The organism is Halosolutus sp. YCN4 (assembly GCF_059736495.1).
Window position 1 is genome coordinate 197603 of record NZ_JCASSM010000001.1, and the last position, 21859, is coordinate 219461.

At 67.5% G+C, this 21859-nt stretch carries 20 protein-coding genes; 8 read left to right on the forward strand and 12 right to left on the reverse strand.

Annotated features, from left to right (window positions below; translation table 11 throughout):
• Positions 1–53: 53 nt before the first annotated feature.
• Both AC6I6X_RS01010 and AC6I6X_RS01015 read right to left on the reverse strand, forming a co-directional pair.
• Positions 54–449 carry an OsmC family protein gene (locus tag AC6I6X_RS01010; RefSeq protein WP_497928657.1) on the reverse strand — a complete coding sequence of 132 codons (396 nt, stop codon included), beginning with the start codon at positions 447–449 and terminating at the stop codon, positions 54–56.
• A 178-nt stretch (positions 450–627) separates the two neighbouring features.
• A complete protein-coding gene (locus AC6I6X_RS01015; RefSeq protein ID WP_497928658.1) occupies positions 628–1353 on the reverse strand; it encodes a metal-dependent hydrolase in 726 nt (241 codons plus the stop codon).
• 388 nt (positions 1354–1741) lie between these two features.
• On the opposite strand from AC6I6X_RS01015, the gene AC6I6X_RS01020 reads away from it, so the two are divergent.
• Positions 1742–2005 carry a hypothetical protein gene (locus AC6I6X_RS01020; RefSeq protein WP_497928659.1) on the forward strand — a complete coding sequence of 88 codons (264 nt, stop codon included), beginning with the start codon at positions 1742–1744 and terminating at the stop codon, positions 2003–2005.
• 92 nt (positions 2006–2097) lie between these two features.
• Positions 2098–4245 carry a DHH family phosphoesterase gene (locus tag AC6I6X_RS01025; protein ID WP_497928660.1) on the forward strand — a complete coding sequence of 716 codons (2148 nt, stop codon included), beginning with the start codon at positions 2098–2100 and terminating at the stop codon, positions 4243–4245.
• A 102-nt stretch (positions 4246–4347) separates the two neighbouring features.
• Here the strand turns inward: AC6I6X_RS01025 and AC6I6X_RS01030 are convergent, their stop codons facing one another.
• Positions 4348–5190: a helix-turn-helix transcriptional regulator gene (locus AC6I6X_RS01030; RefSeq protein ID WP_497928661.1), complete on the reverse strand. Its 843-nt coding sequence runs from the start codon at positions 5188–5190 to the stop codon at positions 4348–4350.
• Between the two features lie 141 nt (positions 5191–5331).
• On the opposite strand from AC6I6X_RS01030, the gene AC6I6X_RS01035 reads away from it, so the two are divergent.
• Both AC6I6X_RS01035 and AC6I6X_RS01040 read left to right on the forward strand, forming a co-directional pair.
• Positions 5332–6426, forward strand: a complete 1095-nt coding sequence (locus AC6I6X_RS01035) for an SAM-dependent methyltransferase (protein ID WP_497928662.1) — start codon at positions 5332–5334, stop codon at positions 6424–6426.
• Positions 6423–7745, forward strand: coding sequence for an MFS transporter (locus tag AC6I6X_RS01040; RefSeq protein WP_497928663.1), 1323 nt, complete (start codon positions 6423–6425; stop codon positions 7743–7745). The genes AC6I6X_RS01035 and AC6I6X_RS01040 overlap by 4 nt, the downstream gene beginning before the upstream one ends.
• Positions 7746–7754: 9 nt before the next feature.
• Here the strand turns inward: AC6I6X_RS01040 and mnhG are convergent, their stop codons facing one another.
• From mnhG to mbhE, 7 genes are read right to left on the reverse strand one after another with little or no spacing between them, the layout of a single operon-like run.
• A complete protein-coding gene (gene mnhG, locus AC6I6X_RS01045) occupies positions 7755–8123 on the reverse strand; it encodes a monovalent cation/H(+) antiporter subunit G (RefSeq protein WP_497928664.1) in 369 nt (122 codons plus the stop codon).
• Positions 8120–8413, reverse strand: a complete 294-nt coding sequence (locus tag AC6I6X_RS01050) for an MrpF/PhaF family protein (RefSeq protein WP_497928665.1) — start codon at positions 8411–8413, stop codon at positions 8120–8122. Before AC6I6X_RS01050 ends, mnhG begins: the two co-directional genes overlap by 4 nt.
• On the reverse strand, positions 8406–9005 hold the full coding sequence (locus AC6I6X_RS01055; protein WP_497928666.1) for a Na+/H+ antiporter subunit E: 600 nt from the start codon (positions 9003–9005) through the stop codon (positions 8406–8408). The genes AC6I6X_RS01050 and AC6I6X_RS01055 overlap by 8 nt, the downstream gene beginning before the upstream one ends.
• Positions 9002–10699: a complex I subunit 5 family protein gene (locus AC6I6X_RS01060; protein WP_497928667.1), complete on the reverse strand. Its 1698-nt coding sequence runs from the start codon at positions 10697–10699 to the stop codon at positions 9002–9004. The genes AC6I6X_RS01055 and AC6I6X_RS01060 overlap by 4 nt, the downstream gene beginning before the upstream one ends.
• Positions 10696–11049: a sodium:proton antiporter gene (locus tag AC6I6X_RS01065; RefSeq protein ID WP_497928668.1), complete on the reverse strand. Its 354-nt coding sequence runs from the start codon at positions 11047–11049 to the stop codon at positions 10696–10698. Before AC6I6X_RS01065 ends, AC6I6X_RS01060 begins: the two co-directional genes overlap by 4 nt.
• Entirely contained in the window at positions 11046–11513 is a 468-nt protein-coding gene (locus tag AC6I6X_RS01070) for an MnhB domain-containing protein (protein WP_497928669.1), read from the reverse strand. Before AC6I6X_RS01070 ends, AC6I6X_RS01065 begins: the two co-directional genes overlap by 4 nt.
• A complete protein-coding gene (mbhE, locus tag AC6I6X_RS01075) occupies positions 11510–13972 on the reverse strand; it encodes a hydrogen gas-evolving membrane-bound hydrogenase subunit E (RefSeq protein WP_497928670.1) in 2463 nt (820 codons plus the stop codon). Before mbhE ends, AC6I6X_RS01070 begins: the two co-directional genes overlap by 4 nt.
• Positions 13973–14152: 180 nt before the next feature.
• Between mbhE and AC6I6X_RS01080 the strand changes: the two genes are divergently transcribed.
• Together AC6I6X_RS01080 and tenA are read left to right on the forward strand one after the other, a co-directional pair.
• Positions 14153–15865, forward strand: a complete 1713-nt coding sequence (locus AC6I6X_RS01080; RefSeq protein ID WP_497928671.1) for a tRNA uridine(34) 5-carboxymethylaminomethyl modification radical SAM/GNAT enzyme Elp3 — start codon at positions 14153–14155, stop codon at positions 15863–15865.
• Positions 15866–16325: 460 nt separating this feature from the next.
• Positions 16326–16985: a thiaminase II gene (tenA, locus tag AC6I6X_RS01085; protein WP_497928672.1), complete on the forward strand. Its 660-nt coding sequence runs from the start codon at positions 16326–16328 to the stop codon at positions 16983–16985.
• A gap of 33 nt (positions 16986–17018) precedes the next feature.
• On the opposite strand, the gene AC6I6X_RS01090 is transcribed toward tenA, so the two are convergent.
• Positions 17019–17669: a hypothetical protein gene (locus AC6I6X_RS01090; RefSeq protein ID WP_497928673.1), complete on the reverse strand. Its 651-nt coding sequence runs from the start codon at positions 17667–17669 to the stop codon at positions 17019–17021.
• 199 nt (positions 17670–17868) lie between these two features.
• On the opposite strand from AC6I6X_RS01090, the gene rqcH reads away from it, so the two are divergent.
• Positions 17869–20007 (forward strand): ribosome rescue protein RqcH, encoded by a 2139-nt coding sequence (gene rqcH, locus AC6I6X_RS01095; RefSeq protein ID WP_497928674.1) that lies wholly within the window; start codon positions 17869–17871, stop codon positions 20005–20007.
• A 34-nt stretch (positions 20008–20041) separates the two neighbouring features.
• Here rqcH and AC6I6X_RS01100 read toward each other — a convergent pair whose 3' ends face one another.
• Positions 20042–20590, reverse strand: coding sequence for a hypothetical protein (locus AC6I6X_RS01100; RefSeq protein ID WP_497928675.1), 549 nt, complete (start codon positions 20588–20590; stop codon positions 20042–20044).
• Positions 20591–20783: 193 nt separating this feature from the next.
• Here AC6I6X_RS01100 and AC6I6X_RS01105 point away from each other — a divergent pair, with 193 nt between their 5' ends.
• The gene (locus AC6I6X_RS01105; protein WP_497929629.1) at positions 20784–21851 is read left to right on the forward strand and encodes an mRNA surveillance protein pelota; all 1068 of its coding nucleotides are present in this window, start codon (positions 20784–20786) and stop codon (positions 21849–21851) included.
• Positions 21852–21859 lie beyond the last annotated feature (8 nt).

Here is a 21859-nt window from a genome sequence, read left to right on the forward strand (position 1 = left end):
CTGGAGGGCGGGGACCATCCCCGTCGCGACTGCGGGACGGCCTCGCGAGGGCGCTAGAACGCGTCTCCTTCGAGCGTCATCTCCGCGTGCAGGTCGGGCTTGACCGCGTCGTGGACCTTGCAGAGTTCGTTGGCCCGATCGAGGATCTTCTCGGCGGTCTCGTCGTCGACCTCGGCCTCGACCTGGATGTCGAACGCGATCGACTCGAGTTTGTCGTCGTCGTTGAGTTCGCCCGTCGACTCGATGGCCACGCGGCCGAGGTCGTCGACGCCGCGCTGCTCGCCGCCCACCCGGAGTGCGGGGACGTAACAGGACGCGTAGGCGGCCAGCAGCGATTCGAGCGTGTCGGGCGCGTCCTCGCCGGTCGCGTCGATCGTCGTCTCGAAGTCACGAATCTCGTTCGTCGCGCTGAACCCCTCTTCGGAGACAGTGGTTACCTGTTTCGCCATCGCAGTCGAGACGACTACAGCCGGCGGTGTAAACGTTGTTCTCGATTGCGGGACAGTTCGCCCGGGTGACAGCGAAGCGGTCCGATCGCAGCCGCTCATACGGACTGCCGTACGTCAGTGCCGGAGCGACCGCGAGCAGTCCTGCGGGTGCTCCGGAACACAGGTACAGCGGACCGTCTCACCCGAGGTCGAACGATTCGTCGCCCTCGAGGGCGACGACCTCGGTGCCGCTGCCGGTCGCGCGGACCTCGCGGGCGAAGTCGTCGGGGTCCTGCTCGATCGGCGGGAAGGTGTCGTAGTGCTGCGGGAAGGCGTAGTCGACGTCGAGCCAGTCGACGGCGACCGCGGCCTGCCACGGCCCCATCGTGAAGTGGTCGCCGATCGGGACGGCCGCCGCGTCGGGTTCGAGGTACGGACCGATGACCTCGCGCATCTCGGTCATGAGGCTCGTGTCGCCGGCGTGGTAGAACGTCGTCGAGTCCTCGTCGGCTACCTGCGTGGGCTTCGTATCGGAGACGACGAACCCGGCGGGCATTCCGCCGCTCGCGTCGTTTTCGGTCATGATCCCGTTCGTGTGGTCCGCACGGACCATGGTCACGAAGGCATCGCCACACTCGACGGTGCCGCCGAGGTTCATCCCCATCCCACCGACCGCGTCGTCGAAGCCGAACTCCGCCTCGCAGTAGGAGACGAGTTCGGGTGTCGCCACCAGCGTCGCCTCGGCGAACTCCTCGGCGTGGGCGATGTGGTCGGCGTGGCCGTGGGTCAGCAACACGTAATCGGGCGTCTCGACGTCCGACGGATCCAGGTCGGTCTTCGGATTGTCGAAGAACGGATCGATCAGCAATTCGGTGTCGCCAACGGTGACGTGCCACGTCGAGTGGCCATGCCAGGTGACTTGCATAGCATTCGATCGGTTCGTCCGACGTAAACTTAAAATTGAGCGGCCCCGGACCGGGACCCGGTTACCCTCCCGCCGTCCGTCGTCGACGCGGGCGGGATCGACCGGGAATCGGTCCCCGGGATGGATCGTGTACGATCACCCATGTTTATACGGGAGTCTTTGCTACGATAGCATGCCGCACGCGGACTGACACACCACGCATGCGGTCCGGTCGCGCACCCCGCGATCGCGCTCTACACGCGTCGAGCACAGTGAGCCGGGCGAGTTCACGAGGGAGGATCCTCAGCGATGCTCGACGAGTACGGCGACTGCGGGTGCCGATCCCGCGATCGATCGGTTCCTGCCGTCGATGCCGTACCGTTTTTTGTACGGGGTTCTTACGGGGACCATGCTCGCACTGACGCTCGAGGAGTTCATGGTGGAGTTGAACGACGGATCGATCAAGAACGTCGGCCCGAAGAACAAGTCTGCGACGGTCAAACTGTTCGACGTCGAGTCCGCCGAGGCACGGGAGTTCGGCGACAAGCGCGTCAAACTCGTCTTCGAGGACGACGACGGCAACGAGATCCAGGTGTCGCTGTTTCCCGACGACGTTCGCAAGATCGCCGACGACATCGAGGCGCTCGAGGACGACTCCCCGGTATTCGAGTGAGAAACGTACACGAACGATCGTGAACGATGTGTGCGTTCATCCCGAACGCATTCCGACAACCGTTTTAGGGCGAAACTGCTTGGTCCGGGTAGATGGGTAACTGTATCATCTGCGGCACACCCGTCGACGGCGAGATCTGCGAGAGCCACGAAGAGGATGCCGTCTTCGAATTCGACGGCAATTCTCCCTCGCAGCTGACTCCCGGTCGCTACTACCGGGGGACCGTCGACGGTTACGCCGATTTCGGGGTCTTCGTCGATATCGGAGACCACGTCACTGGCCTGTTGCACAGAAGCGAACTCGACAAACGACTCGAGAGCCTCGACTGGGAGCCCGGGGACGACGTCTTCGTCCAGGTGCTCGATGTCCGGGACAACGGGAACGTCGACCTCGGCTGGTCGATCCGCCAGCGCGAACGCGAGTTCCGTGGGAAGCTGATCGACACGGGGACCGACGAAGTACGTCCCGAGGAGTTCGAGGACGACACGGACGAGACGGCAAACCACGCCAGCACGACCGACGACGCGGAGGACGCAGCTGGCGACCCTCAGACGGGCGCCGACGACGGCGGTCCGACCGGGACGGAGACGGCCGCCCCGGACGCGAGCGAAACCGTCACGAGCGGGAGCGGGTCCGTCGCGACCGAAAGCGCCGCCGCGTCGGCGCCAGCGACCGACGACGCGGCCGACGCCGAACCGGAGGCCGAACCCGCACTCAACCGCACGACGGTGGATTCGATCGACTCTCAGGTCGGCAGCGTCGTTCGCCTCGAGGGCGAGATCACCGGCGTTCGCCAGACCAGCGGTCCGACGGTCTTCGAACTCCGCGACGAGACCGCGACCGTCGAGTGTGCGGCGTTCGAGGAGGCCGGCGTTCGCGCCTACCCCGACGTCGAAATCGACGACGTCGTCGCCCTCGAGGGCGAGGTCGAACGCCACCACGGCGAGTTGCAGATCGAGACCGAATCCCTCGAGATTCTCGAGGGCGAAGACCGAGAGACCGTTCACGACCGACTCGAGAACGCGATCGAGAGCGAGGCCCGACCGGCCGACGTCGACCTGCTGGCCGACCACGACGCCGTCACGGCCGTCGAGGACCACCTCGCCGACGCCGCGACGGCCATTCGGCGGGCCGTGATGGAGGCCCGCCCGGTCGTCGTCCGCCACGGCGCGACCGCCGACGGCTACGTCGCCGGGGCCGCGATCGAACGCGCCGTCCTCCCGCTGATCCGTGAGAAACACACCCGCGAGGACGCGGAGTACCACTACTTCGAGCGCCGACCCCTCGACGGTCGCGTCTACGACATGGACGCCGCGACCAACGACGTCACGTCGATGCTCGAGGCCCGCGATCGCCACGGCGAGCAACTCCCGCTCGTCGTGCTGGTCCACGCCGGGTCGACCGTCGAGTCCGTCGACGGCTACGATTTCCTCTCGATGTACGACGCCGACGCGCTCGTGATCGACGATAGCCGCGCCGACGAGGAGATCGTCGACGCCGTCTCCGTCGCGGTGACGCCCTCGCTCGAGGGCGCCGACGTCTCGGACGTGACGTCGACGGCGCTCGCGGCCAACGTCGCCGCGCACGTCAACGACGACGTGCGATCGGACCTCGAACACCTCCCCGCCGTCAGCTACTGGGAGAACGCACCCGCCGACTACGTCGACCTCGCGGCCGAGGCCGGCTACGACGAGACGGACATCGCGAACCGGCGCGAAGCCGTCGCGCTCGAGGCCTACTACCAGTCCTACAAGGACAAGCGCGAACTCGTCATCGACCTGCTGTTCGAGGACAGCGAGGCGGCGTCACGGAACGACGGTCTCGCCGCCCACGTCTCCGAACAGTTCCGCGCGAAACTCGAGACCGAACTCGAGACGGCCCAGGAGAACTGCGCGGTTCGCGGCGTCGACGGCGTGACCGTCACGCTCCTGGATACGGACGCGTTCACGCACCGGTACGACTTCCCGACCACCGTCCTGTTGCTGGACGAACTCCACCGCCGCGAACGCGATCGGGCCGACGTCCCGTTCGTGACGCTCGGCGTCGGGTCGGACGAACTTCACGTCCGCGCGACGGAGTCGCTGAACGTCCGCGACCTCGGCGATGCGATCGCCGAGCAGGTACCCACCGCGGGCGTCAGCGTCGTGGGCGGTGCGGACGGCCACGTCGAGTTCCTGCCGGGCGAACGCGATGCGGTCCGTGAGGCTGCGATCGACGCACTCGCCGAGACGCTCGCGTAAGACGCACCCTTCTCCGCTGTCGACGACCCCCGAGAGCGGCGGTGACGGCGAACTGGGACAGGAGTGATCGATGGGCGACCGTCGAACGGCGTGAGAATCGCTTCAGGACGACACCGGTCTGGCGTCGGCGCGAATCGACTCGAACACGCCGGTCGCCCACTCGCGCGCGATCCCCGCGTCGGTGTCGACGAACACGCGCATCGTGCCGGTGTCCTCGTCGTAGCCGGCGACGCCGACCCGATCGTCGAACAGCGCGAGGCCGTACGGGAGGGCGTCCCGCGTGTGGACGGTGACGGTTCCCTCGTCGATGGCCGTCGCGAGCGCCGCCTCCGACTCGTCTCGAAGCGTCTCGACGGCGTCGGGGACGTAGACGAGTTCGACGGCCCGTTCCCCGAAGAGTCCGTCGCCGCCGTCGTCGATTCCGGGCGGGATCATGTGCGTCGTGTTGAACCCGCGGAACGTCTCGCTCTCGCGCAGGAGCGACAGGAACCGTGCGATCGGCGCGTACGGCTCCGTCGGCGTGGCGACGGTGACCGTCGCGTCGGTGAACGGTTCGACGACGAACTCCTCGTGGTCCTCGCAGATGTACTCGAACAGCGGTTCGAGTCGACGCGCCGTCCGCAGGTACGTCTCGAACTTGCAGACGCCGTACGCGACGGTTTTGCCGTATCCGGTCAGCCGGTAGCGGCCGTCGACGCGCTCGCCGTACCCCTCGTCCTCGAGCCAGCGGACGAACCGGTGGCTCGTCGCCCGCGAGACGCCGAGCACCGCCTGGATCTCGGGCCGATCGAGCGGTGCTTCGAGCAGGACCCGTAGCAGGTCGCCGTGGCGGACGACGTCGATCAGCGTCTCGGTCTCGGGGTAGCGGTCACCGTCGCGCCGCCGTGTGTCTCGCTGGAGGTTTCGATCGTAGCTGATGAGTTCGTCGAGGAGATCGTGCGTCACGTGGTACTCACTCTCGCGGAGTCGATACTGCTAGTACACCGTTCGCCTGCTTAACCCTGTCTCACGCCGTGAGACGGGTTTCATTGTCGGATCTCGATCTCGGAAATCAAGTATAGGTCGTCCAGCCGCCTCCGGAGAAGCATGGGAACGACGACATCACGGATCGACCCCGAACGGACCGACGCCTTCCTCGAGAGCCTGCTCGAACGGGCCGCGAACACGATGTCCCTGTTCGGCATCTACGTCGGCGATCGGCTGGGGTACTACGACGCACTGGCATCGGCAGGGCCGCTCACCGCGCCGGCGCTCGCCGCGGAGACCGACACTCACGAGCGGTACGCCCGCGAGTGGCTCGAACACCAGACCGTCACCGGCGTCCTGACCGTCGAGACCCCCGGCGACGACCCGATCGACCGACGGTACGCGCTCCCCGCGAGCTACGTCGAGGTTCTCTGTGAGCCCGAGAGCCTGAACTACCTCGCGCCGCTCGCGGGGCTCGTCGCGGTGTTGGGTGCCCCACTCGAGGACGTCATCGAGGCGTTCCGGACCGGCGGTGGCGTCCCGTTCGCGGCCTACGGCGAGGCCTGCCACGAGGGAATCGCGGCGATGAACCGGCCCGCGTTCGTCACCCAGCTCGGCCCCGAGTGGCTCGCGTCGATTCCCGACGTCGACGCGGCGCTCCGGGACGGCGGTCGCGTCGCGGACCTCGGCTGTGGCCACGGCTGGTCCAGCATCGGCGTCGCCGAACACTACCCCGAGGCGATCGTCGACGGCTACGACCTCGACGCGGCCTCGGTCGAGCGGGCGACCGAAAACGTCGCCGAACGCGGGGTCGACGATCGGGTCACGGTTCACAACCGCGACGCGGGTGATCCCGGCATCGACGGCGACTACGACCTCGTGATGGCGTTCGAGTGCGTTCACGACCTCTCGGACCCGATCGCCGTCCTCGAGACGATGCGACGACTGGCGGGCGACGACGGCGCCGTCCTTGTCGTTGACGAGCGCGCCGGCGAGTCGTTCACCCCGGAGGGCAACGAGATCGAGCCGCTGCTGTACGGGTTCAGCGTCCTGCACTGCCTGCCCGTCGGCATGGTCGACGAACCGGCGACGGGTACCGGGACCGTGATGCGCCCGGACACGCTCGCCGAGTACGCGACCAGCGCCGGGTTCTCGTCCGTCGACGTGCTGCCGATCGAGAACCTCTTCTTCCGGTTCTACAGGCTCCACCCATGACCGCGACTGCCCCCAGTGCCGACCCGATCGGGGGGTCCGACGACCCGCGCATCCCCTGGGACTCGCCGACGGTCCGCATCGTCCTCCTGAGTACGCTACTGGCGCCGCTCGGGGTGCCGCTGGTCAGTCCGACCCTGCCGATCGTCCGCGACACGTTCGGCGTCAGCGAGGCGACGGCCAGCCTGGTGATCAGCGCGTACTTCGTCGCCGGAATCGTCCTCTCGCCGTTCATCGGGGCGCTGGCCGATCGGCTCGGTCGGCGGTTCGTGCTCGCGGCGAGCCTCGTCGTCTTCGGCCTCGCGGGCGGCGTGATCGTCGTCGCCCCGTCGTTCACGACGGTCCTGCTGGTGCGGGTCGTCCAGGGGACGGCCTCTGCTGGCATCTTCGTCGCGACGGTCACCATCATCGGCGACACTTTCGAGGACGCACAGCGAAACGCGGTGCTCGGGGTCAACACGGCCGTTCTCTCGGCCGGAGCGGCGATCTTCCCTGTCGTCGGCGGGGTGCTCGTCGCCGTCTCGTGGGACGCCCCGTACCTCCTGTACCTGCTCGCGGTGCCGCTCGGCGCGCTCGCCTGGTACCTGCTCGAGGAACCCGATCGGAACGGCGAGTCCGATCGCGACGACGGGACCTCGCCCGCGGGTGCCGAACGGGAAACGGCCACCGACGGCGGCACGGCCGCGAGGGGCGTGACGCTCGACGCGAACTACGTTCGCGGCGTGCTCGCCGCGATCGGCACGGCGAGCGTGCTGTCGATGTTCCTCGCCACGTTCGCGGCCGAACTCCTGCTGTTCGGCTCCGTCCTGACGGCGGTGCCGTTCCTGCTGACCGGGTCGCACGGCCTCACGCCCGCCATCGTCGGCGGCGTTCTCATGCTCTCGGAGGGCGTCTCGGTCGTCGTCGCGGCCGCGAACGGCCGGTTCGCAAAGCGGGTGGCGAACGCGACGCTCGTCGCGGTGGGGTTCGGCTGTCTGGCGATCGGCCTCGCCGTCGCCGGCCTCGCGGCCTCGGTCCTCGCGATCGCGGCGGCGACGGCGATCATCGGCGCGGGTGTCGGCCTCGTGTTGCCGTCGGTCGACGCGGAGGTGAGCGATCGGGTCGCGGGCCGCTACCTGGCGGGCGCGCTGAGTCTTCGCAACAGCACGACGTTCCTCGGTCGAACGGCCGGTCCCGTCGCGTTCGCCGGCGTCGCCGCGACGACCGGCTACGCGCCGCTGTTGCTCGTCGGCGCGATCGGCGCGGTCGCCGTCGCCGGGTTCGTCGTCGCGGGCGGGCGGTCGATCGACGACGGCGAAGTGTTCCCGACGCGGAGCGCGTGATCGTTCGGGTCACTCCTCCTCGGGCTCCTTCTCGGCACGTTCTCGGCGTTCTTTCGCCACCACCGTGGCGTCCGGCCAGGTGACGCTCCCCTCGAAGGGAATCCCGATCCGTTCGGCGGCGCGGGCGATCATGTGCGCGCCGGTCGGCACGGTCAGGAAGAGAAAGAGAATCCCCACGAGCGCCGTCAGCCCCTCGCTGCCGGGTCCGAAGTGGACGAAGCCGGCCACGAAGATGGCCGCGGTCCCGAGCGTCGTGGGCTTGCTCGTGGCGTGCATCCGGTTGTAGACGTTCGGCAGGCGGAGCATCCCGATCGTCCCGACCGACAGGAAGAACACGCCGATCGCGATCAGCGCGATCACGAGGCCGGTCCGGATCATTCGATCACCTCGCCTTCGGTGACGAACTTGGCGACGGCGACCGTCGCGATGAAGCCGATGATCGCGAGCACGAGACTCACGGTGACGAACAGCCCCCGATCGGTCTGGATGGCGAAGAGGACGGCGATGGCGACGACGTTCGTCGCGATCGCGTCCAGCGCGACCACCCGATCGGGGTTGGTCGGCCCCCGGATCACGCGGTAGCTACAGAGCACGCACAGTCCGCTGACGAGTATCAACGCCGCCCCCACCGCCGCGTTGAGCACGGCCGGATCGAACACCTCACTCATCGTCGACACCTCGGCGTTCGTGACTCCTGTCTCTTTCCCCGCCGGAGACGACGATTTCCGGCGGCCGATCGTCGGGCGACGCGTCCTCGTCGAACATCTCGAGCGCGTAGTCTTCCCACTCCCGGATGGGGGCGGCGATCGCCTCCGGGTCGCGGCCGTCGACCGCGTGGACGTACAGCGAGTTCGTCTCCTCGTCGTAGTCCAGGGTGACCGTCCCGGGCGTGATCGTGATGCTGTTGGCGATGGTCGTGATCGCGAGGTCGGTCTCGACCCGGAGCGGAACCAGGATCACCTCGGGCTCGATCGGCATCCCGGGCGAGAGCACCCGGTAGGCGACGTCGAGATTCGCGCGAACGATCTCCCACGAGAAGGTTGCGAGATAGCGGACTGCGGCCGGGAGCGCGCGCGTGCCGCGACCGAGGTCGATCCGCTTGACGTAGAGCCGCCGGAAGCCGAACGCGACCGGGAGGCCGACGGCCAGTCCCAGGAGGAACTGTCCGACCACCGCCGACGGGGTGAGTTCGACCCCGCGAACGAGGATCCACAGCAGGGCGAAGACGACGCCCGCGATCGGCCAGGTCCGGACCCTCATTCGTGCCCACCTCCCGTCTCGTCCTCGGCGACGAACTCGCCGACGGCCTCCTGGTATCCCTCGCTGTCCAGCGCGGCCGTCGCGGCGGCGTCGGCGAACTCGTAGACGGGTTCGAACCCGGCCCCGACCGCGACGATCGCCGCCGCGAGGACGACGAGAACGCCGACCTGAACCGCGTCGACGCTCGCGGTCTCGACGGCGTCCGTCCGCACGCCCCAGAAGCTCCGGTTCCAGGTCCGCGTCACGTACGCGATCGTCAGCAGCGACCCGACGAGCAGGAGAACGAGCACGGTCGTCGACTCCGCCCGCGCTGCCGCGTCGAAGACGAGGAACTTACCGAAAAAGCCCGACAGCGGCGGGATACCGACGAGCGCGAGCGACCCGACGAAGAACGCGATCGCCAGCGGCGGCGATCGGCCCGCAAGCCCGCCGAGATCGGCCAGTCGGCTCGTTCCCGTCGCCGACCTGACGGCACCGACGGCGAGAAAGAGCAGCCCCTTCGCCAGCGTGTGGTTGAGCGCGTACACCAGCGCGGCGACGATCCCGACGTGGCGAAGCGTCGGGTTCGCCGTCGTCGCCGCGATCGCGACGGGGATCGCGATGAACCCGACCTGCCCGATGCTCGAGTACGCGAGCACGCCCTCCATGGAGGATCGGCCGACGGCCCCGATCCCGCCGACGAGGATGCTGGCGGCGGCCATGACGAACAGGGCGGCCCCGACGAACGCGAGCGGCGAGTCTCCCGCGATGGCGACGCCGGTTCCCGGCACGTCGAGACTGACCGCGACCTGCGCGTCGGCGAAGACGGTAAAGGAGAGGCGGATGATCGCGTAGATGCCGACCTTCTTCGTCGCCCCGGCGAGCAGGGCGGCGATCTGTGGCGGTGCGGACCGGTAGGCCGTCGGGATCCAGAACTGGAAGGGGACGAGTCCGGCCTTGATCGCGAACACCGACAGCAACATGGCGAAGAGGCCGACGATCGGACCGAGATCGAGCCCGTAGGCCGCCGGTTCGGCGACTCGCCGGGCGAGTTCGGCCATGTTGAGCGTGCCGGTCGTGGCGTAGATGCCGCCGACGCCGAGCAGGAAGACCGCGCTCGCGAGCAGGTTCAGGGCGACGTACCAGAACGCGGCGCGGGTGTGTTGCGGGCCGCCGTAGTAGGCCACGAAGATGTAACTGGCCATCAGCATCACCTCGAACCAGACGAAGAGGTTGAACAGGTCGCCGGTGAGGAAGGCCCCGGTGACGCCCAGCGCGAGGAAGTGAAACAGGGGGAAGTAGTAGCTCCGCCGATCGAGTTCGGGCAGTACGCGGGTCGAGAAGACCAGCGACGCGATCCCGAGGATCGCGACCATGGTCAGCATGAACGCCGAGAGGCCGTCGACGACGAGCGTGATGCCGAACGGGGCCGGCCACCCTCCGACCTGGTAGGTCGCGATGCCCGGCGCGTCCGGCGCGAGGATGATATACCAGTCGATCGCCGCGACGGCGATCGCGTAGGCCGCCCCGCCGGCGACGCTCACGCCGATCCGCCCCCACGGCCGCCGGCCGAGCAACAGGCTACCGACGGCCGCCAGGAGAACGATCAGCATCGGCGCGATCACGAGCTGGGACTCGGACCCGATCGGCATCGCGGTCAGCGGCGTCGCCGCTCCCGTCGAACGGGCCGTCGCCGTCGTCAGCGTCGTCGTCATTCTCGATCACCCAGTTCGGAGACGTCCAGCGTGTCGTGTTCCTCGTAGACCCGGTAGGAGAGGACGAGCGCGAACGCGGTCATGCCGAAGCCGATGACGATCGCTGTCAGGACCAGCGCCTGCACCAGCGGATCGGCCGTCTCCGGCACGTGCTCGCCGTGGCCGGCCAGTACGGGCACCGAATCGGCGGTCCCCGGCGCGATGCCGCCCATCGCCAGCAGGTAGACGTTCGCGGCCTGACTGATGATCGCCAGTCCCCAGACGACCCGGATCAGGTCCCGCCGGAGGATCAGGAACGTTCCCAGCGCGAACAGCGCGCCGATCACGGCCGCGAGGACGATCGCCGTCATTCTGCCCCCACCACCGAGAGGATCGTGAGCAGGCCGCCGACGACCACGCAGTAGACCCCGAAATCGAACGCGAGCGCGCTCGCGACCTCGACGTGGTGGTAGATCGGCACGCCCTCGAATTCCCAGAACGTCTGCGTGAGGAAGGCCCGGCCGAACAGCAGCGGGACCAGTCCGCTGACGACGGCGATCGCCAGCCCGTACTCGAAGACGCGCCGGTAGGCCACGACGACCCGATCGCGCGAGGGCTCTTTACCGGGGTCGACGTCGCGACCGAGCACGCCGCGCTCCAGGAAGTCCAGGCCGAACGCGAGGTAGACGATCGCGAAGGCCGTCGTCGTGAGTACCCCACCGATGAAGCCGCCGCCGGGAAGGTTGTGTCCCTCGATAAACAGGGAGACGGAGACGACGAGGATGATCGGAACGATCACCCGGGCGGTCGTCCGCATGATGACCGTCGTCGTCATCGGTCCGCACCTCCGGTGTCGTCGGTCCTTGTCTCGTCACTGCTCGTCTCGTTCGTCTTCGCGTCGTCGGACGCCACCTCGTCGGTCCCCGTCTCGTCGCCGCCGGATCGCATGACGATCAGCGTCAGGATCGAGATGGCGGCCAGCGCGACGACGACGAGTTCGCCGAGCGTGTCGAAGCCGCGGAAGTCGACGAGGATCACGTTGACGATGTTCGTCCCGCCGCCCCGGTCAACGGCGTTATTGGCGTAGTAGCGGGCGACGTCCGTGCTCCCTTCGGAGCGGGCGTCGGTCGTGAGGAGGACGGTGAGAAACACCGTCGCACCGACCGCCACCGAGAGGACGGCGTCGCGGGCGACCCTGCCGAGGTCGACCTCGTAGTACTCGGGAATCTCCTCGATCACGAGCAGGAAGATCACGAGCAGGAGCGTCTCGACGACCAGTTGCGTCAGCGCGAGATCCGGCGCGCTCGCGAGGATGTAGAAGATGGCGAGCATAAAGCCGAGGATCGAGAGGGTGAGGATGCCGGCGACGTGCGAGTCGGACGTGACGACCGCGAGGGCGGCGACCACCGCCACCGCCAGCACGAGCGTGATCGCCGCCGTGGCCTCGACGCCCACGAGGTCGGCGGGGGCGACGGCCACCGTGGCGGCGAAACCGACGAGCGCGAACCCGGAGGTGGCAGCCAGCGTCCACGTCGCGTACGTCCGGAGCAGGCCGTTGTGGACCCGCGAACCGAGCCACGAGCCCACACCCGTGAGGTTGCCGACGACGGCGTCGTACCACCAGTTCGCGCTCACCGGGGGCGTCGCGGCCGGAACCGATCGGATCGCGTCGTGAATCCGATCGTAGAACGGGTAGGCGGCGAAGCCGACCCCGATCGCGATCGCGCTCATCCCGACGGGGGTCGAGTACGAGGTGGGGAGGCCGACGTGCATCGCCTCGGAGTCGGTCGCGGTCGCGTCGACGCCGGACTGGACGATGACCCGGACCGCGAGCTGAGGGTCGACGCTGACGACGGCGGCGATCGCGGCCAGGACGGCGGGCGGTACGATGAGCATGATCGAGGGTTCGTGTACGTCGCCGAGGTCGTCGGGACGGCTGCCGAAGAACAGGCCCAGAAACCGGAGCGAGTAGAGGACGGTGAAGATGCTCCCGAAGACGGCCACGGCGGGGTAGAGCCAGCCGAGCGCGCCGATGTCGTGGTAGTGGCTCGCCTCGACGGCCGCCTCGAACAGCAGTTCCTTCGAGTAGAAGCCGTTGAACGGGGGAATGCCGGCCATGCTGAGGGCGACGATCGTCGTGATGGCGGCCGTCACCGGCAGGTCGCGGCGGAGCCCGCCGAGGGCGTCGATCCGCCGGGTGCCGGCCTCGTGGGCGACGATCCCGGCGACGAGGAAGAGCGCGGCCTTGAACAGGGCGTGGTTGAGCAGGTGGAAGACGCCGGTCTCGGCCCCGTAGATCGACGTGAAGCCGAAGCCGGCGATCATCAGTCCGAGGTGACTCGCCGTCGAGTACGCCAGCAGTTCCTTGATGTCCGTGGCGGCGACCGCCAGGATCGCACAGACGGTCATCGTCGTCAACCCGAGCGTCGCGAACAGGAAGAGCCACTCCTCCCCGACGAGGATCGGGCGCATGCGACCGACGAAGTAGACGCCGACCTTCACCATCGTCGCGGAGTGGAGAAAGGCCGAGACGGGCGTGGGGGCGGCCATCGCGTTCGGGAGCCAGAAGTGAAGCGGGACCTGAGCGGACTTCGACCCCGCGCCGATCGCGAGCAGTCCGAGCACCGGCAGGAACAGCCCCCGATCGCGGAGGGCCGACTGCATCGCGTCGGGGTTCTCGAGCATCGCGGCGAGGTTGTAGGCGGATTCGACCGCGGGGACGTCGACCGCGACGATCGAGAGCAGGACGAAGCCGACCAGCAGGAAGAGGCCGCCGCCGACGGTGACGAGCATGGCCATCCGGGCGGCGTACTGCGAGGACTCGTCTCCGGTGTAGTGGCCGATCAGGACGAACGACGCGAGGCTGGTGAGTTCCCAGAAGAGGAAGATCGCGAGCAGATCGGCCGCCAGCGCGACGCCGACGATCGAGCCCATGAACGCGAGTAACGCGGCGTAGAACCTGGCGAGGTGCGATTCGCCGTGCATGTACGCGGGCGAGTACAGGAAAATGAGCGTCCCGATACCGGAGGCGAGCAGAGCGAACAGCAGGCCCCAGCCGTCGACGTAGAACCGCAGTGCGACGTCTATCGACGGGATCCAGGCGAGGGCGACGGTGTCGGGACTCGTCGTCGCTGCGTCGTACTGCGAGGCGAGCAACGCGAACGACGTTATGGCGACGACGGCGCCCGCGTAGCCGGTTCGCTCGCCGAGCAGACGGAAAAGCAGGGGCGTGAATCCTGCAGCGACGAACGGCAACGCGACCGCGGCGACGACCATCGCCAGGTCGGGTGACATCCAGTACGCCGGAGATAGGGCGACCCCACTCTTAAACGATTACCTTTCCGACCCGGGATTCGTGACGGAAACCAACGGACGACCGACTCGCCGCCCGGCGAGCGTCGGATCTCCTTCTGACGGAACCCGCGGTTCCGGAGTCCGACACGCTTATTCACGAACGGCGACGACCGTCCTGTAGTGAGTACCGAGACGCCCGATCCGACCGAAACCGACGCGTTCGAGCAGGTCTGTGAGACGCTCGTCGAGCGGATCCTCGCGGGCGAGATCGATCGCGACGAGGTCGAGAAAGCCAAACTCGAGGCCTGTTCGGAGCACTCGGTACCGAAGGTCCCCAAGAACTCCGAACTGGTGGACTACGCGCCCGACGAGCACCGCGAGGAACTCCAGTCGGTGCTCCAGCGCAAGCCGGTCCGGACGGCCTCCGGCGTCTCGCCGGTCGCGATCATGACCTCGCCCGAGCGCTGTCCCCACGGGAAGTGTCTCTACTGTCCCGGCGGGCCGGACTCGGAGTTCTCGAGTTCCCAGAGCTACACGGGCGAGGAACCCGCCGCGGCCCGGGGCGTCCAGAACGACTACGATCCGTACGGCCAGGTTCGACTACGACTCGAGCAACTCCGGGAGATCGGTCACCCCGTCGACAAGGTCGAACTCATCCTGATGGGCGGGACGATGACCGCCCGGAGCCACGACTACCAGGAGTGGTTCGTCAAGCGCGCCCTCGAGGCGATGAACGACTACGACGTCGAGAGGGAGCCCGAACCGGCCGAAGGCGAGAGCTTCGCGCAGGATCCCGAGGAGTACGAGTGGAAGTACCTCGAGGACGTCATCGCCGAGAACGAGACGGCGGACGTGCGCAACATCGGCACCACGTTCGAGACCAAACCCGACTGGTGCGATCCCGAACAGATCGATCGGATGCTCGATCTCGGCGGCACGAAAGTCGAGGTGGGCGTCCAGACCACGTACGAGCGGATCAACCGGGAGATGCACCGCGGCCACGGCGTCGCCGAGTCGATCGACGCCAACCAGCGCCTTCGCGACGCGGCGTTCAAGGTCGGGTTCCACATGATGCCCGGCCAGCCCGGAATGTCGACGGAGATGTGTCTCGAGGACTTCCGGCGACTCTTCGAACAGGAGCAGTGGAAACCCGACTACCTCAAAATCTATCCGACGCTCGTCGTCCGCGGGACGGCCACCTACGACTGGTGGTACCAGGACGAGTACGAACCGCTCGGGAACGAGGAGGCTGCCGAACTCGTCGCCGAGATCAAGGACATGATCCCCCGCTATACGCGACTCCAGCGCGTCCAGCGGGACATCCCGGCCGATTTCATCGACGCTGGCGTCTGGAAGTCGAACCTCCGGCAACTCGCGCGCCAGCGCATGGACGAGCACGGCTGGGAGTGTGAGTGCATCCGCTGTCGCGAGGTCGGCATGAACGACGACGCGCCCGAGAACGTCGAACTCGACGTGATGACCTACGAGGCCTGCGGCGGCACGGAACACTTCATTTCGTTCGAAGACTTCGAGAACGACCTCCTGATCGGGTTCTGCCGCCTGCGGTTCCCGGGAGATCCGGTCCGATCGGAACTCGAGAACGCGGCGCTGGTGCGCGAACTGCACGTGTACGGGAGCGAAGTCACGGTGGGGAGCGAACCGCTTCGCGGTTCGGAAAACGCGAGCGGGCAGGGCCCGCGAGCGGACGAGGGCCAGACCGACCAGCACCAGCACCGGGGATACGGCCAGCGACTGATGGCCCGTGCCGAAGAACTCGCCGCCGCCGCCGGCTACGACAAAGTGAGCGTCATCTCGGGGATCGGTGCCCGGGAGTACTACCGGACCAAACTCGGCTACCACCAGGACGGGCCGTACGTGAGCAAGCGACTCTGACCGCCGGATATCGCGTCACGATCGCGTCGGTCCCCGAGATCGGTCCGACTGCGGTGGCCCGCGACGCGATCGGTCAGCGATACCGACTCCTCTCTCCAGCTTATCTCTGCACTCATAGCAGGTTGAAAATGGGTGGGAACATGACGAAATTTTATACCGGTGGAAGGAAAACTACCCTCTGCCGACTGTTGTCGGCACCGTTGTCGACTCCCCCCAGATCGACAACGACACACCAAACTGTATTTCGTCCGACCGCGCCGCCGGTACATCCCTCGCTCGCCCCACGGAGCGACCCCCGACGGCGCGTGTCTCGGTTCACCGGTCGACCGTCGGTCCACTTCGATCGTCCGTCCGCGATTCCCGTTACTAATCGGAGTGACGTCTGCCGGACGCACACGATGGGGTACCATCGGTTTATACGACCTAGTTATAATGCGACAGAGTGCGTCACAGTGTCCTGATGGCGTTCAGCGACACGCTCCTCGAGGCCGGGGCGGACATCTGGGAGGCACAGCTGGAGCACCCGTTCGTCCGGGAACTCGCCGCCGGGACGCTCGACGAGGCGGCGTTCGAACACTGGGTCAAACAGGATTACCGGTACCTGCTGGATTACGCGCGACTGTTCGCGATCGCGGGTGTGAAAGCGCGCGACGAGAAGACGATGACGCACCTGCTCGGCGTCGCGCACCAGGTGCTCGATCACGAGATGGACCTCCACCGCGAGTTCGCCGCCGACTACGGCATCTCGCGCGAGCAACTGGAAGCGGTCGAGAAAGCCCCGACGTGCGTCGCGTACACGAACTTCCTCCTGCGGACCGCCTACGAGGGCTCGATCGCGGAAATCGCGGCGGCGCTGTACCCGTGTATGCAGGGCTACCTCGACGTCGCCGAGCACATGGCCGACCTCGCCGACGAGGACCACCGGTACACCCCGTTCATCGACCTGTACACGAGCGCGGAGTTCCGCGAGGCGACCGACTGGTGTCGCGCGTTCGTCGATCGCTGCGGCGAACGCTACCCCGGCGAGCACGACGCGATGCGGGCGGCGTTCCTCACGAGCGCCAGACTGGAGTACCAGTTCTGGGAGATGGCCTACACGCGGGAGGGCTGGGACGTCTGACCAGGCCGGTCCGCGCCGCGGTTGCGACGTCCGCTAGTCGATCGTGACCTCGAGTTCGAGCACGCCGAGGTACGAGGGGGCGTTCCCGCCGGTCGTCCGGAACTCGGTGACCGTCGAGTCGACGACGTCGTAGAACTCCGCCTGCGTCTCCGGGAAGATCTGCTGGCCGTCGTCCTGCAGGAGGAACGCGGGCGCGTTCGTTGCCCGGAGGCGTTCGACCCGCTGGGTCCACGCCGTCTCGTCGTAGAGGAAGACGCCGAACGAGAACCGGCCGGCGGCGACCGCCTCCTGTTTGGACTGGAAGCGATCCGCGTCCTCGACCGTGTACTCCTCGTCGCTCAACCAGGCGATCGCGGCCAGGTCGTCCGTCCGGACGAGGTAGACGTCCCACGAGAGCGTGTCGTCGAACTTCTCCCAGGTGTTTCGCGGGCCCACGGTGTCGACTTCGACGCTGAACGCGGGTCGGCCCCGGGACCCGGTCGGTTCGTGGACGAACGTCGCGTCGTACCCCGGTGCCCGGATCCCTCGATCGTGGTAGACGATGCCGGATGCGTCGACCTGCCCGCTCCCGGTCAGTTCCTCGACGAGATCCAGGATCGAGATGCCGCCCTCGTCTTCCAGCCGATCGAAAAACGAGGGAAGCCGGAAGACGTCCTCCCAGCGGCGATCGGGTGCCTGGCTCATGCGTCTCGCCCTCCGCCGTGGTGCGGTCGGGTCCGCTCACACCGCGTCGGCCGGGACCGATCGAGCGATCGAACGCCACTGCCGTCGTTCATACGCGTTCAAAACGGGCGAGTTCGGATTATACTGTCGGAACGATCGACGGTCGGCGCGTACGAAGCGGAGCGACACGTCTTTTTGACCGCGCCGGGGAGTGTGCGGTATGGATCCCAAGCGGGAACTCACGAGCGTCGACCTCGCCGCCCTCGTCCAGGAACTGGGCACCTACGAGGGCGCGAAGGTCGACAAGGCCTATCTCTACGGCGACGATCTGGTCCGGCTCAAGATGCGGGACTTCGATCGGGGCCGGCTGGAACTGCTGCTCGAGGTGGGCGAGGTCAAGCGCGCCCACACCGTCTCGCCCGAGCGTGTACCGGACGCCCCCGGCAGACCGCCGCAGTTCGCGATGATGCTCCGCAATCGGCTCTCCGGGGCGGACTTCGCGGGAGTCGAACAGTACGAGTTCGATCGCATCCTCGAGTTCGTCTTCGAGCGCGAGGACGGGACGACCCGAATCATCGTCGAACTGTTCGGTCAGGGCAACGTCGCCGTCACCGACGGCGAGTACGAGGTGATCGACTGCCTCGAGACCGTCCGGCTCAAGTCTCGCACCGTAGTCCCCGGCTCTCGCTACGAGTTCCCCGACACGCGGACGAACCCGCTGACGGTCTCTCGCGAGGCGTTCGATCGCGAGATGGACGACTCCGACACGGACGTCGTCCGGACGCTCGCGACCCAGTTGAACTTCGGCGGCCTCTACGCGGAGGAACTCTGCACCCGCGCCGGCGTCGAGAAAGGGCTCGACATCGACTACGCGACCGAGGACGACTACCGGCGGGTGTACGAGGCGATCGAACGGCTCGCACTGGACATCCGCAACGGGAACTTCGACCCGCGACTCTACCGCGAACCGTCCGACGACGACGAGGACGACACCGAGGGGCCGGTCGTCGACGTCACGCCGTTCCCCTTAGAAGAGCACGAGCGGCAGGAACTGCTCGCCGAGCCGACCGACAGCTTCCTCGCGGGGCTGGACGACTACTTCTTCGAACTCACGCTCGAGGACGAGGACGAACCCGACCCGGCCGACCAGAAGCCCGACTTCGAGGCCGAGATCGCCAAGCACCAGCGGATCATCGAGCAACAGGAGGGCGCGATCGAGGGGTTCGAACGGCAGGCCGAGGCACAGCGGGAGAACGCCGAGTTGCTCTACGCCAACTACGGCCTCGTCGACGACATCCTCTCGACGATCCAGGAAGCCCGCGCCCAGGATCGATCGTGGGACGAAATCGAGGAACGGTTCGCGGAAGGGGCCGACCGGGGCATCGAGGCCGCCGAGGCGGTCGTCGACGTCGACGGCAGCGAGGGGATGGTCACGGTCGAAATCGACGGCGAGCGGATCGACCTGCTCGCCCACGACGGCGTCGAGCAGAACGCCGATCGCCTCTACACCGAGGCCAAACGGATCGAGGAGAAAAAAGAGGGCGCGCTGGCGGCGATCGAGGACACCCGGGAGGACCTGGAGGCGGTCAAGCGCCGCCAGGAACGGTGGGAAGCCGAGGACGGCGCGCCCGACGAGGGCGAGGACGAGGAGGCGGACGAGGACCGGGACTGGCTCTCCCTGTCGTCCGTCCCGATCCGGGAGAACGAACCCTGGTACGATCGGTTCCGATGGTTCTACACGAGCGACGACTTCCTCGTCATCGGCGGACGAAACGCCGACCAGAACGAGGAACTGGTGAAGAAGTACCTCGAACGCGGCGACAAAGTGCTTCACACGCAGGCCCACGGCGGTCCCGTCACCGTCCTCAAGGCGACGGACCCGAGCGAGGCCTCGTCGGGTAACATCGAGATTCCCGAGTCGAGCATCGAGGAGGCCGCCCAGTTCGCCGTCTCCTACTCGTCGGTCTGGAAGGACGGCCGCTACGCGGGCGACGTCTACGCCGTCGACTCGGATCAGGTCTCGAAGACCCCCGAGAGCGGCGAGTACCTCGAGAAAGGCGGCTTCGCGGTGCGCGGCGATCGGACCTACTACGACGACACGCCGGTCGGCGTCGCGGTCGGCATCCAGTGTGAGCCGTGGACGCGCGTGATCGGCGGCCCGCCGTCGGCGATCGAGGGACAGGCCGAGACGACGATCGAGATCGAACCGGGCCGGTACGCGCAGGGAGACGCGGCGAAGCGAATCTACCGGCGCTTCCGCGAGCGGTTCGAGGACGAGTCGTTCGTCCGCAAGATCGCCAGCCCGGACCGGATCCAGCACTTCATGCCACCGGGCGGAAGCCGAATCGCCGAGGAGTGAGCCAGCGGGTCCGTCGTTCCGTCCCCGCTCGTTCTCAGTCGACCGTGTCGACGTCTACGTCGGCGTCCGCGTTCGCGTTCGCGTTCGCCTCCTGTCTGTCGACCCACCGCTGCTGGCTCTCGTCGTAGGACGCGCCGAGCGCGATCAGGAAGCCGACGATCGCGGTCACGACGGCGATCGCCCCGACGGCGACGACGGCGATCGAGAGTATCGGCCCCGAGAGGACCTGTGCCGAGGTCAACAGCGACACCCCGGTCACGGCCGAGATCAGCCCGAGCAGGCGACCGAAGCGGCCGGTGTCGAGCCCGTCGTCCGCGTCGCCGGTCTCGGTGTCGAACAGTTCGTTCAGGACGCCGGCGTAGTCGTCGTCGCCGCTGACGCCGTTCCCGAGGGAGTGGATCGAGTGTGCGACCCACAGCCCCGCGGTGAAGTTGAGCAGGGCGACGAACGAGACGAGGCCTACCTGGCCCGCGACGAACAGGCCCGCCAGGATCGCGTTTGCGAACGCGAGGACCATGATACCGTGGACGGTGAGCGATCGGTTTCCGAAGTCTTCGAGGAGCGTCACGTGTGCGAGCTTCATACAGGAGATAGGCTCGCCACGGGGATACCACTGGACCCTTACTATGGTGGATATTCCCACCCGCGCCAACGGGCAGACCGATACGAACCGATCGACGGCAGGACGGTGGCTCCCGGAACGGGATCGCCTGACCGCCAGGACCGATCGCGAGGGGATCGCAGACCACTTACCCGCACCCCGAGAACGCACGGGCATGCAGATCAAAGACCGGGAACAGGTCGAGGGCGGGCGCGAGCGGGTCACCGTCGTCCCCGAGAGCGTCGACGACCTCTGGCACCTCCAGTACGTCCTCGAACCCGGCGATCGCGTCGCGGGCGATACGACCCGCCGGATCCAGCGCAACGACGACCAGATGCGCGACACCGGCGGGGAGCGCGAGCACATGTGGGTCGCGATCGCGGTCGAGGACGTCGAATTCCACAAGTTCGCCAACCGCCTGCGGGTCGGCGGCGAGATCGTCGCCTGTTCCCGCGAGGATCAACTCGGCTTTCACCACACCCTGAACGTCGAGGAGCGCGACGAGCTCTCGATCGAGAAGTACTTCAAACCGGACCAGGAGGCCCGCCTGGAGGAGGCCGAGGAGGCGACCGAGAACCCCGACGTCGCGATCGCGACCGTCGAGGAGGGGCAGGCCCACGTCCACACGGTCGCCCAGTACGGCACCGAGGAGCGAGCGACCATCACCGGTCCCACGGGGAAAGGCGAGTACGCCCGCGATCGATCGGAACTGTTCTCCGAACTCGGCGACGTCCTGAAGCGCCAGGACGCCGATGCGATCATCCTGGCGGGACCCGGATTCACGAAACAGGACGCGTACAAATACCTCGAGGACAACGAGCCCGACGTCGCCGAGGACGTGACGATGGTCGACACGGCGAGCGTCGGCGATCGGGGCGTCCACGAGGTCCTCAAGCGCGGCGCGGTCGCCGACGTCCAGCAGGAGACCCGGATTGAGCGCGAGGCCGAGTACATCGACGAACTCACGGAGCGCATCGCCCAGGGTGCGAAGGCGGCCTACGGCCCCGAGGAAGTCCAGCGGGCCGCGGAGTTCGGCGCGATCGAGCGGCTGCTGATCCTCGACGATCGACTCCGGAAGGAGCGCGGCCCGGACGGCGAGTGGGAGATCGACGTCGACGACGTCGTCCGCACGACGGAACAGAAAGGCGGCGAGGTGACGGTCTTCTCGAGCGAGTTCCCGCCCGGCCAGCAACTGTCGAACCTCGGGGGAATCGCGGCACTGTTGCGATACCGCCTCGACTGAGAGGTAGG